Annotated in this window: 12 protein-coding genes; all 12 read left to right on the top strand. The window is 41.6% G+C overall.

Annotated elements, in window-relative coordinates; all coding sequences use genetic code 11:
• The first annotated feature begins 29 nt into the window (after nt 1-29).
• The 12 genes from ABE547_RS02455 to ABE547_RS02400 all read left to right on the top strand — a co-directional run bounded on the left by ABE547_RS02455 (nt 30) and on the right by ABE547_RS02400 (nt 12462).
• The gene (locus tag ABE547_RS02455; protein ID WP_347377279.1) at nt 30-1121 is read left to right on the top strand and encodes an ATP-binding protein; all 1092 of its coding nucleotides are present in this window, start codon (nt 30-32) and stop codon (nt 1119-1121) included.
• Between the two features lie 4 nt (nt 1122-1125).
• Complete coding sequence (locus tag ABE547_RS02450; protein ID WP_347377278.1) at nt 1126-3414, top strand: S8 family peptidase; 2289 nt, start codon at nt 1126-1128, stop codon at nt 3412-3414.
• Nucleotides 3415-3591: 177 nt separating this feature from the next.
• Nucleotides 3592-4374 (top strand): phage antirepressor KilAC domain-containing protein, encoded by a 783-nt coding sequence (locus ABE547_RS02445; RefSeq protein ID WP_347377277.1) that lies wholly within the window; start codon nt 3592-3594, stop codon nt 4372-4374.
• Between the two features lie 2 nt (nt 4375-4376).
• On the top strand, nt 4377-4820 hold the full coding sequence (locus ABE547_RS02440; RefSeq protein WP_347377276.1) for a DUF4406 domain-containing protein: 444 nt from the start codon (nt 4377-4379) through the stop codon (nt 4818-4820).
• A complete protein-coding gene (locus ABE547_RS02435; protein ID WP_347377275.1) occupies nt 4801-7131 on the top strand; it encodes a virulence-associated E family protein in 2331 nt (776 codons plus the stop codon). The genes ABE547_RS02440 and ABE547_RS02435 overlap by 20 nt, the downstream gene beginning before the upstream one ends.
• Before the next feature lie 228 nt (nt 7132-7359).
• Nucleotides 7360-7641, top strand: a complete 282-nt coding sequence (locus tag ABE547_RS02430) for a VRR-NUC domain-containing protein (RefSeq protein ID WP_347377274.1) — start codon at nt 7360-7362, stop codon at nt 7639-7641.
• Nucleotides 7622-8998: a DEAD/DEAH box helicase gene (locus ABE547_RS02425; protein ID WP_347377273.1), complete on the top strand. Its 1377-nt coding sequence runs from the start codon at nt 7622-7624 to the stop codon at nt 8996-8998. The genes ABE547_RS02430 and ABE547_RS02425 overlap by 20 nt, the downstream gene beginning before the upstream one ends.
• Nucleotides 8982-9218 carry a hypothetical protein gene (locus tag ABE547_RS02420; RefSeq protein WP_347377272.1) on the top strand — a complete coding sequence of 79 codons (237 nt, stop codon included), beginning with the start codon at nt 8982-8984 and terminating at the stop codon, nt 9216-9218. The genes ABE547_RS02425 and ABE547_RS02420 overlap by 17 nt, the downstream gene beginning before the upstream one ends.
• A gap of 57 nt (nt 9219-9275) precedes the next feature.
• The gene (locus tag ABE547_RS02415) at nt 9276-9692 is read left to right on the top strand and encodes a hypothetical protein (RefSeq protein ID WP_347377271.1); all 417 of its coding nucleotides are present in this window, start codon (nt 9276-9278) and stop codon (nt 9690-9692) included.
• A gap of 205 nt (nt 9693-9897) precedes the next feature.
• The gene (locus ABE547_RS02410) at nt 9898-10257 is read left to right on the top strand and encodes an HNH endonuclease signature motif containing protein (protein WP_347377270.1); all 360 of its coding nucleotides are present in this window, start codon (nt 9898-9900) and stop codon (nt 10255-10257) included.
• Nucleotides 10258-10363: 106 nt separating this feature from the next.
• Nucleotides 10364-10834: a phage terminase small subunit P27 family gene (locus tag ABE547_RS02405; RefSeq protein WP_347377269.1), complete on the top strand. Its 471-nt coding sequence runs from the start codon at nt 10364-10366 to the stop codon at nt 10832-10834.
• Nucleotides 10834-12462, top strand: a complete 1629-nt coding sequence (locus ABE547_RS02400; protein ID WP_347377268.1) for a terminase TerL endonuclease subunit — start codon at nt 10834-10836, stop codon at nt 12460-12462. The genes ABE547_RS02405 and ABE547_RS02400 overlap by 1 nt, the downstream gene beginning before the upstream one ends.
• The last annotated feature ends 3 nt before the right edge of the window (nt 12463-12465 follow it).

The raw sequence follows: 12465 nt of genomic DNA, 5'->3' as shown, positions 1-12465 counted from the left end.
AAAATAAAAATAGATAGGAATGATGGTATATGACATATGAATATGTGCCGAAACTTATTCGAGCAGCACTAAATAATGATAGGAAGAATATTGAGGCGATAGCCTTAATGCTGGGAAGAAAACTAAAAAAGGAAGATCCTGTTACGTCAGCAGAAATTATGCGTATCCTTGCTTGTACCAATTCAGGAACTGATGTTATGAGAAGTATGGATCTTTCGCCAGTGCCTGTGGATAGAGAAACAAGGAATCGTTTAGTAAATTTGGAAGAACCTGTGTTTGTAGAAAATCCAATTCTTGTAGAAGCTGAAATGGAGGAATTGAACCAATTTATTCAAGAAAGAAGTTTGCTGAATAAATTCTTGGAAGAGGATATTGTTCCTCCAAATAGTATTTTGCTTCATGGAAAGCCTGGTGTTGGCAAGACATATATATCCAAATGGCTGTCGTACAAATTGAATATGCCAATAGTAACCTTAGATTTGGCAAATTCTATATCCAGTTATCTTGGAAGAAGTGGTCAAAATATAAAGAGCATATTTCAGTATGCTAAAGAACAAAATGTGATATTGTTTTTAGACGAAATAGATGCAATTGCAAAAAGAAGAGATGACGCTACAGATTTAGGCGAGCTAAAGAGACTCGTAAATGTTTTATTGAAAGAACTGGAATCCTGCCCGGTGACATGCATCGTGATTGGGGCAACAAATCATCCAGAACTTTTGGACAAAGCAATATGGAGAAGATTTGATAGAAACATTGAAATATCCCTTCCGGAGAAAGAACAACGTCTGATGTTGATTAAACGCGGGATGGGGAAGAGATACGAAGAAATCGACAATGGAATTATTCAGCTTATCGTAGATGGAACAGAACAAATGTCAGCTGCCGATCTGTGCAAAATGTGTGAGCATATTAAAAGAAGAATCATTATTAATCCTGAATACACAATAACCTCTTGTGTACTAAGAGAATATTGTGAGTTTGTAGGAGTGCGAACTAAGGAACAGAAGGTTACGATATGTAAAGCATTAAAGGATAACTGCAAAAAGATATCTGTGAAAAAGATATCTGAATTGACAGGAATACCTACATCGTCAGTTGATAGATATTTGAAGGAGTGATTTTATGGGAAATAATGGAAAACATCCAATAATTGCAAATGGGCAATATTATATCGAACCCTTGACAAAAAGAAATGGAGGCGGCTCTCCAACTTTTCCACATGAATATGGGGAAGCTAAGGTTAGATTATGTTCAGATATAAGCAGAATACAGGATTCTATTAGGGATAGTGAAGAAGTATTTCTTGATGAAAAGATTGTTTGTATTCGTCTAGAACCCAAATATGAGGCAAAGTCATATACGCCTAGTTCTCTTGTTGCTGAATCAGGTATGAAATTAGTAGGTGGAAGAAAATATTCTTTAGATTCTAAAGATAGTTCCAAGGCAAAAATGTATTTTGTACGCACGAAGGATAGTGAACTAGCCGAATTGAAAAGTAAATTCGAAACAGGGAAAAAAGATCATGTTAAAAAATGGAAAGATCAAGTATGCACAATAAAAAGTATTGATCTATTAAGACCTGAAGAAAAAGCAATGGGATTTTCAGATTCATGGGAAGAGGGAACTGTTGAGGTAGTAATCCATCCTTTAGGAGAAGATTACGGTAAGGTAGTTGATGGGTTTTTTGATGTTGTTAAGATTAAAAAATCGGATGCTGTAGTCAGAACTTATGATGATGGATTAACGTTTGTTTGTATGCATATGGATAGAGAATCTATGGCATTGGCTCAAAAGTATAATCCGTTAAGAAGTATTAAGCCGATGAGGGATGACTGGGAGGAGCAAATCCGAGTGAGTTCAATGGTTGCTCCAGCGCCTAAACTGCCAGATACCATTATGAAATCAAGTATTAAGGTTGGAGTTTTTGATGGCGGTGTACAGAGTGGAACAAAATTACTGGATCCATATGTAGATAACTATGATATGGTCAAAGCTGAACCAACAGAAGCAAGTCTAGATCATGGAGCTAATGTTTGTGGAGCTGTATTATATGGTATGGGCTTGGTAGGAAAAATGGAAACAGATATAGTAGATAATCCTGTGGTTTCGGTAGAATCATTTAGAGTGTTTCCTGCTGCAAAAACTGATAATCCAGAAGCAGACTATCAGATGTATACAACGATTGATATTATTGAAAAAGTAGTGACTGAAAGACCAGATATTAAAGTATATAATTTATCGTTTGGTCCCAGGGGAGCAATAATTGATGATGAGATTAATAGGTTTACTTATGTATGCGATCGATTGACATATGCTATTGATGAAGGAGAGATAAATCCATTATTTTGTATTGCTGCTGGAAATGATGGTACTTTAGATAGCCCATTCAATAGAGTTCAATCTCCGGCAGATATGGTAAATGGATTGGCTGTAGGGGCATATACATTATCTCCGCTTAATGATAAATATAGGGCACCATATAGTTGTGTTGGACCTGGAAGAGAAGGTGCCAAGATCAAACCAGATATACTTGAATTTGGAGGGTATACTGATAGACCGTTTATTACTACTAAATCAGGCAATCAGGTTATGGGTACTGCGGGAACAAGTTTAGCAGCTCCAGTAGTGGCCGGTAAGATAGGACGATTAATGGCCGCATCTGATCAGATTGTTCCCCATCTGGGCAGGGCTTTATTGATTCATTCAGCAGAATCGGAAGGATTGGAAGGAACTGTTGAGAACGGTTTTGGATTTTGCTTGGATGGTGTAGAAGATATATTAAACTGTTCTGACAACAAGGTCACAATATTATACGAGGGAGAAATTACTTCATCAGCAACAGTTAAGCTACCTATATTTGCACCGGGGATTAGTGAAATTCATGGAAATGCTGATATTAAGTGGACAATTTGTACAGTTGTAAATCCAAACATAAATGATCCTGATGCATATACAAATAACTGTATAGAAGATACATTTTATCCAAATGATATGAGATTTCCTTTTAGAAAGGGTACAACAGAGAAAAAGTTGAATCTTTTGAAAGATGCTGATATTGTTGTAGCTCGTGAATTAATAAAAGAAGGATATATTAAGTCAGAATTACCTGTTTCCAAGCCGGCAAAAAAACATTTTGCAGAAGCTGATTTAAGAAATAGTGATTTTAAATGGGACACTATCATTCGCAAAGATGTAAGAATGAGATGCAGTTCACTGCTGAACCCATTTATTTCTTTGCATGCAATCGGTCGAGATGAATATGAACATGAAAAAATTAAATATTTCGTTGTGATAACGATTGATATTCCCAATTTTAAGGGTAGTCTTTATGATCAGATTTTGCAAACTTATGATAATCTTCTACCTATTCAGATTCAGAATGTAAACCGTATTATGACAAAAATAAATTAAGTAAGTGTGATAGTTCTATGAAAAATGGAACTGTCACACTTTTTTTGTTGTAATTTGGAATTTTACACATATCAATTTATAAATAAAAGTTTTCGGGGAGGTTAAAAACTCCCTGATTTTTTTTGCCTGTGACTTGAGGAAATACCTCACAAATATTTTTTCAAGGAGGGTAATTCAATGGAATTACAGATTTTTCAGAATGCGGAGTTTGGCTCAGTCCGCAGCACAATGATCAATGGGGAGCCATTTTTTGTAGGTAAGGATGTTGCAGAGATTCTTGGATATGCAGATCCGAACAAAGCGATTGCTATGCATGTCGATGAGGAAGACAAACTCAACGACAAAACAGCGTCGAGTTTAGGTCAGCGTGGAGGATGGCTTATCAACGAATCAGGTCTTTACAGTCTTATCTTATCCAGCAAGCTTCCAGCAGCAAAGAGATTCAAGAGATGGGTTACATCGGAGGTTCTTCCTGCAATCAGAAGACACGGGTTGTATGCAGTTGATGACATGCTGAATAATCCGGATGCTCTGATCGAAGCACTTCAGGCTTATAAGACCGAGCGTATGCAGAGAATGGCACTGGAAGCAGAGAATGCGGTGCAGAAACAGCAGCTTATCGAGATGCAGCCTAAGGCAAGTTACTACGATGTGGTTCTTAACAGTCCGGACCTTGTATCTATCACTGAGATTTCAAAGGACTATGGCTGGAGTGCTCAGAAGATGAATGAGTATCTTCACAGACAGGGGATTCAGTTCAAGCAGGGCGGCAGAATCTGGATTCTTTATCAGAAGTATGCGGAAAAAGGTTATACCAGCACAAAGACACATACTTATCCTGCCACAGACGGGAGCATTCATACCAAGGTGCATACCTACTGGACTCAGAAGGGCAGACTTTTCATCTACGACTTATTAAAGGCAGACGGGATTTTGCCTCTTATTGAACAGGAGGATTAAATATGTCGGTCAGTAAATTCAACAACGAAGGTTATTACGATCCTGTTGTATATGAAGCACTGACCAAGGTGGAGGCGGAGGAGCGTGCAACCAGAGCGGCTGCCGCTTACCGCCCTTTGGTCTATATATGCTCACCGTATGCAGGAGATACCCAAAAGAATACTTACAGAGCCAGGGCATTTTCAAGATTTGCAGTGGAGAAGAACTGTATTCCAATGGCACCGCATTTATTATTTCCACAGTTTATGGATGAAGCTACGGAAAGATGGCTTGGTCTGAAAATGGGGATCGTGCTTTTAAGCAAATGCGAGCAGGTCTGGGTATTCGGAGATGTTATTTCAGAAGGTATGGTTGCAGAGATTGAAAAAGCAAAGAAGCAGCATAAAAGGATTCGCTATTTTACAGAGGATTTGAAGGAGGTAGGTCATGAAGATAGCTTATGGTAATTCCAGAATGGAGAAAAAGTGGAAAAACAATGAGATATCTTGGGAGGATTTCTGTAAAAGGGTAAGTACTACGCAGACTACTACGGAAACAGTGGATGAGTACAGAAAAATGTCAAAGCCTCAGCAGGATTCCATTAAGGATGTGGGCGGTTTTGTTGCAGGACACTTAAAGGCAGGCAGACGAAAAAACGGTACAGTGCTTTGCCGTTCCATGCTCACTCTTGATATGGATCATGGCAGTGCAGATATTCTGGATGAACTGGATATGTTTAATTCCCACAAGATGTGTATTTATTCTACCCACAAGCACACACCGGAAGCACCGAGACTCCGTCTGATCATGCCGCTGAAAAGAGATGTATCAGAAGATGAATACCCGGCAGTTGCACGTAAGGTGGCACAGGAAATCGGCATGGATATGTTTGATGATACAACCTACCAGCCGCACCGACTGATGTACTGGCCCTCGACTTCTTCAAATGGGGAATACATTTACCGTGTTATGGACGGGGATATTGTAGATCCGGATTATTATCTTGGACTTTACGATGACTGGCGTGATGTTTCTACCTGGCCTGTATCTTCAAGAGAATCGGAAGCTGTAAAGAAAACTGCATCGCAGCAGGCGGATCCTTTAACTAAGGACGGGGTGGTTGGAGCATTTTGCCGTACCTATTCTATCAGGGATGCGATTGATAAATTTCTTGGAGATGTGTATGAGCCATCTGCAATGGAAGGCAGATATGATTATATTCCTGCAGACAGTAGTGCTGGTGTAACCATTATTGATGACAAGTTTTCCTACAGTTTTCATGCGACAGACCCTGCATGTGGTCAGCTTCTGAATGCTTTTGATGTGGTGAGAGTCCATAAGTTTCCTGATGATGATCCGAAAAAGTCATTCAAGGCAATGGCTAAATTTGCAAGTTCAGATGAAGAGGTAAAGCTTCTTATCTTCAAAGAAAAACAGGAAAGTGCAGCTGAAGATTTTGATGAAGAGGATCCGGATGCATGGAAGAAGAAACTGGAGTATGAAGATAAGTCATTACAGCTTAGAAATACACTTCGTAATCTGACTCTTATATTGGAGAACGATCCGAATCTCATGGATATTGTGTTTAACCAGCACCTTGATGGTATGGAGATAAAAGGTGATGTTCCATGGAAACATCCGTCAAAGTTCTGGAGAGATGCAGATGATGCCCAGCTGATCAGTTATGTAGATGAGAATTACGGCACCTTCTCACAGAGGAATTATGATATTGCGGTTGCAAAGGTCACAGATGACCGCTCTTATCATCCGATCCGTGAGTTTTTGCAGGCACTTCCTGAGTGGGACAAGGTTGAGAGAGTGGATACGCTTCTGATTGATTATCTGGGAGCAGCTGACAATAAATATGTCCGTGCGGTCACAAGAAAGACTTTATGTGCTGCGGCATGTCGTGTGTTAAATCCAGGCTGTAAGTTTGATACCATGCTTGTCCTTAATGGAAGTCAGGGAATTGGTAAGAGTACACTGATTGCCAAGCTTGGCGGTGAGTGGTTTTCAGATTCACTTTCCTTAAATGATACCAAGGATAAAACAGCAGCAGAAAAGCTTCAGGGTTACTGGATTCTTGAAATCGGTGAGTTAGCAGGACTTCGTAAGGCTGAGGTGGAAACACTTCGTTCCTTCTTATCCAGACAGAATGACATTTACCGTGCGTCTTTTGGAAAACGCACCACACCGCATCCAAGACAGTGTGTATTCTTCGGTACCACAAATGCTGAGAGCGGATATTTAAGAGATACCACAGGCAACAGACGTTTCTGGCCGGTTAAGACTCCTGGCGGCGGCAGCAAGCGTTCGTGGGATGTAACACAGGAAGATGTTCTGCAGATCTGGGCAGAGGTTATGCATTATGTGAAAGCCGGGGAAAAGCTTTATCTGGATCCTGAGGTTGAGGCACTTGCAAAGGCTGAACAGAGGGAAGCTATGGAGTCTGATGAACGTGAAGGTCTTGTACGTGAGTACCTGGAAGCACTTCTGCCTGATAACTGGGATGATATGGATACCTTTGAGAGAAGGAATTTCCTTGATGGTACCGGTGAGGCTGATATTGGCAAGAAGGGGACGGTCAGACGTACACAGGTCTGCAATATGGAAATCTGGTGTGAATGCTTTGGCAAAGAGCGTTCCAATCTAAAGCGTGCAGATTCTAATGAACTGTCAGGCATTCTGGTGAAGCTTGGATGGGTGAGACTTGATAGAAAAGAGCGTGTAGCGAACTACGGTCCTCAGTTCATCTTTGTTCCCAAAGAGCGTAACTAAAAAAATATCTGGAACATAGGACTGTTCCGGGAACACTCATTTGTTCCATGAAAGGATGTCAGGCACATTTTTGGGAACAGACCAAATGTGGGCGGCGGATGCCAACTTTACTACTTTTGTTCCTATGTTCCCAATATTTTCTATAAATATGAAAGTATAAAAAAGATGCCCTATAGATACCATAATACACATTTTTTATATATAGGGGATTTTTGAGGTAATAAGAACATGAGAGAAAAAACAGTAGAACAGAAGCTGGTTCAGGCGGTGAGAGCCGAAGGTGGTATCTGCCCGAAATTCACATCGCCTGGATTCGATGGGATGCCAGACCGTATCTGCCTTATGAAAAATGGGAGGATGGCATTCATAGAGGTTAAGGCTCCGGGTAAAAAGCCAAGACCACTGCAGATGGCAAGACATAAGATGCTAAGGTCGCTTGGGTTTAAGGTTTTTGTACTTGATAAGCCGGAGCAGATTGGAGGGATTATCGATGAAATACGAACCACATGAATATCAGTCCTTTGCGACAGAGTATATCGAGAATCATCCGGTGGCAGCAGTCTTACTTGGGTGTGGTTTAGGAAAAACTTCCATCACACTGACTGCAATAAGCAATCTGATGTTTGACAGCTTCGATGTGAGGAAGGTTCTGGTAATAGCACCGATAAGAGTTGCCAAATTATCATGGCCGGATGAAATCCAAAAATGGGATCACATTTCAGATTTGAAATATAGTGTGGCAGTTGGCACTGAGGCTGAAAGAATAAAAGCATTGAAAGCGGATGCTGATATTTATCTGATCAACAGGGAAAATGTGCAGTGGCTGATTGAAAAGAGCGGACTTCCTTTTGATTACGATATGGTGGTTGTGGATGAACTGTCATCTTTCAAGAATCATCAGTCAAAAAGATTCAAGGCTTTGATGAAGGTAAGACCAAAGGTACATCGCATCGTAGGTCTGACCGGTACACCGTCAAGCAATGGTCTTATGGATCTGTTTGCGGAATACAAACTTCTGGACAAGGGAGAAAGACTTGGCAGGTTTATCGGTCAGTACAGGGAAAGATATTTTAAGCCGGATAAAGCAAATGGTCCGATAGTTTACAGTTACAAGCTTCTGCCGGGTGCAGAGAAAGCCATATATGACAGGATTTCAGATATCACAATTTCCATGAAGTCAGCTGATCACTTGAAAATGCCGGAACTGGTGAATTCCAGATATACCGTGCATCTGGATAAAAAGGAACTGCTTAAATATGTGAGGATGAAACAGGACTTACTGTTAAAGCTTCCAAAGGGAGAAGTTACTGCAGCAAATGCAGCGGCTCTTTCAGGAAAACTGGTTCAGATGGCAAATGGTGCTGTGTATATGGATGATGGAAGCATAGAGGAAATCCATAGCAGAAAGCTGGATGCACTGGAAGATATTATTGAGTCAGCCTGTGGAAATCCAGTGCTGGTAGCTTACTGGTATCAGCATGATCTGGACAGGATTGTTTCAAGACTTGAAGAAATCGGTATTGATTACTGCAGACTGGATAAGGATGCCAATATACGAAGATGGAATGCAGGAGAAGTATCGGTGGGACTTATCCATCCAGCATCAGCGGGGCATGGTCTTAATCTTCAAAGTGGTGGAAATATCCTTGTCTGGTTTGGTCTTACTTGGAGCCTTGAATTATATCAGCAGACAGTAGCAAGACTCTGGAGGCAGGGGCAGAAGAATACAGTGTCTGTAATTCATATTATGACAGCAAAGACCATTGATGATCAGATTATGAATGCTTTGGAAACAAAAGACCATACACAGTCGGCACTTATCGATGCCGTGAAAGCAGAGGTGGTGATGGATGGCAAAAACAAATAATGGAGATCCATATGAGAATCTGGCCAATGCGATTGTTCTATCTGCTGTTGAAGATTACAGAAAAGCTCTTAAGAAGTATTCCAGAAATCTGAACAGCAAATCGGCAAAAGCAGAGGTTGATTCTCTGGAGAGATTTTTCAGATCTCAGTGGTATTCCGTGCTGACTTCTGTTGAGGGAGAATTCCTGATACAGAAGCTTCGTGCAGAATACAATTTATGACAATCAGAGTAAACATACGTCAATCCGAGTGAAACAAATTATTTTCGGAGGTGGCTTATGACAGCTAAAGAATATTTGAAGCAGGCATATCTTTTGGATAAGCAGATACAGGTGGAAGTAAAGGAACTGGAACAGCTTCGTGATATGAGGGGTACTATCCAGGGCTGCAGCTATAGCGAGAGAATTGGAAGCAATCCAAACCGCAATCTGGAAGCACCTTTTATCAAGACCATTGAAAAGATATGGGAATATGAGCAGAAGATTGATGCCAAGATAAACAGACTTGTGGATCTTCGTGCAGAGATCAATGCAGCTATTGAGAGCATGGAAGTTGCAGAGGAAAGACTTCTTCTTAAGTATCGTTACCTGAAAAATGAAAGCTGGGAAGATATTGCCTGTGAATTAAATGTATCATACAGAACGGTTCACCGTATTCATGCATCAGCACTCAGCAATTTTGTAGTACCTGAATAAGTTGGCACACTTTGTCCCAACGTGGCAGAAGTATATATAGTATTATGATATTGTCAAAAGTGTATGACAAAGCACAGCCTTGAGGAAGAAATTCTTTAGGGCTTTATTTTCGCGAGTAGCGATGAAAATGCCGTGCTTGCACGAACATTTGAGGAGCACCGCGGCAACGAGAAAACTTGTTTTCGAGTGGTATGGAGGTGTAACAGTGCCAAGCAAACCAAAGAAACCGTGTGCTTATCCAGGCTGTCCTGCATTAGTGACTGGGCGGTACTGTGAAGAGCATGCAAGAAAAACAAACAGCGACTATGAAAAGTTCAGCAGAGATAAGAATACCAAACGCCGTTATGGACGTGCATGGAAAAGAATCCGTGACAAGTATGCTGCAGAGCATCCGTTCTGTGAGAAGTGTTACGAGCATGGAGTTCTGGTTCCAGTGGAGGAAATCCATCACAAGCTTCCTTTGAGTGAAGGTGGCACACATGATCGGAGCAATCTGATTGCGTTGTGCAAGTCGTGTCATTCACAGATACATGCGAAGCGTGGGGATCGCTGGCATGACCGGTAGGGGGTATCAAAATCTCTGCAGACCTATCTCCTATAGAACGGCGGGTGGGTCTTGCGTGTGCAGTCGCAAAATGAAAAGTGAAAAATAGGGGAAGGAGGGATACCCGATGGCAGGTAGAAAACCAAAGCCTACAGCAGTAAAAAAGCTGGAAGGTAATCCGGGAAAAAGAAAACTGAATGACAAAGAACCGATGCCGGTTAAGGGAATGCCCACATGCCCGGCATGGCTGATGCCAGAAGCCCAAACTGAGTGGAAGCGTCTTGCAAAGATATTGTCAGAAATGGGAGTTTTGACAGAGGTGGATAGAACTGCCTTTGCCGCTTACTGTCAGTCTTACGCAAGGTGGAAGGAAGCACAGGAGCATATCAACGCTGAAGGTGCAACCTATGAAACTGAAAATGGTATGCAAAGACCTAATCCATATGTGGCTATCTGTAACACAGAACAGAGACTGATGCTGTCTGCTGCTTCTGAGTTTGGACTGACACCATCTGCCAGATCCAGAATCATGGCAGCTTCCGGTGTGAATAAGGATGAGGTTGATGAGATGGAGGCATTACTTGGGGGTGATTCTTAATGGCAAAGGAAACAAGGCCTAAGGATTATCCAAAGCTGAAGAATTATCAGCCGACAAGGTTTATGCTTCCGACTTCTCATTATGATAAGAAGAAAGCAGACAGAGCGGTAACCTTTATCGAAAATCTTTGCCACACCAAAGGCAAGTGGGCTGGCAAGAGATTCTGGCTGTTACCGTGGCAGGAGCAGTTAATAAGAGATATCTTTGGAATTGTAAAGCCTGATGGGAACAGACAATTTAGAACAGCCTTCGTTGAGATTTGTAAGAAGGTAGGTAAGAGCGAACTGGCAGCAGCTATCGCTCTTTATTTATTGTATGCGGATAATGAGCCGAGTGCAGAAGTGTATGGTGCAGCGGCAGACCGGCAGCAGGCATCTATTGTTTTTGATGTTGCACGTCAGATGGTTGAAATGTCACCTGCTCTGATGAAGAGAAGCAAGCTGATGTCAGCCACTAAGCGAATTGTCAATTATGGTAATGCAGGCTTCTATCAGGTACTGTCAGCGGAAGTTGGAAGTAAGCATGGTTTTTCGATTTCGGGACTTGTGTTCGATGAAATTCATACACAGCCGAATCGCCAGCTATACGACGTATTAACCAAGTATAGTTCTGATGCTCGTCAGAATCCGCTTCACTTCATTATCACTACTGCCGGTAATGACAGACATTCGATTGCCTTTGAGTTACACACCAAGGCGATTGATATTCTGGAGGGCAGACGTGTGGATCCGACATTTTATCCGGTGGTCTATGGACTGAAGGATGATGAGGACTGGGAGGATGAAGCAAACTGGTACAAGGTTAATCCTTCTCTTGGATACACCGTTGATATTGAAAGGCTTAGGGATGCTTACAGAGAAGCAAAGCAGAATCCGGCTGATGAGATTACATTCAAATGGCTTCGAATGAATATGTGGGTATCCAGTACAACATCCTGGATTCCGGATGCAATCTTTATGAAAGGCAATGAACCTATTGATATGAGATTATTGGAGGGAAGAGATTGCTATGCTGGTCTTGACCTTTCAAGTACTGGAGATATTACTGCTCTGGTACTTATATTTCCCCCGAGAAATTCGGATGAGAAATATATTCTGGTGCCGTACTTCTGGGTGCCGGAAGAAACCATTCCTCAGAGGGTGAAGGCGAATTCAGTTCCTTATGATGTGTGGGAGAAACAGGGGTATCTGTTGGCGACAGAAGGGAATGTGATTCACTATGATTTCATTGAGAAGTTCATCTGCGATCTGGGTGAGAAATATCACATTCTGGAAATTGCAGTGGACAGATGGAACGCCACACATATGATTCAGAATCTGGAAGATGCCGGATTTACGATGGTGCCCTTTGGACAGGGCTTTGCGAGTATGAGTACGCCGACCAAGGAATTCTACAGACTTCTGATGGAAGGTCAGATCATTCATGCTGGACATCCGGTGCTTCGCTGGATGGCTGGTAATGTGGTGATTGAGACCGATGCTGCGGAGAATATCAAGGTTACCAAAGCGAAGTCAAAAGAGAAGATTGATGGAATTGTGGCTTCCATTATGGCTCTGGACAGATGCCTGAGAAATCAGGGTGAGCCACAGGGAAGCGTTTACGATGAGAGAGGATTGTTGGTGTTTTAGATA

The organism is Dorea sp. YH-dor226 (genome assembly GCF_039832105.1).
Classification (GTDB): domain Bacteria; phylum Bacillota; class Clostridia; order Lachnospirales; family Lachnospiraceae; genus Dorea_A.
This window is presented reverse-complemented; position numbering and strand designations above follow the sequence as displayed.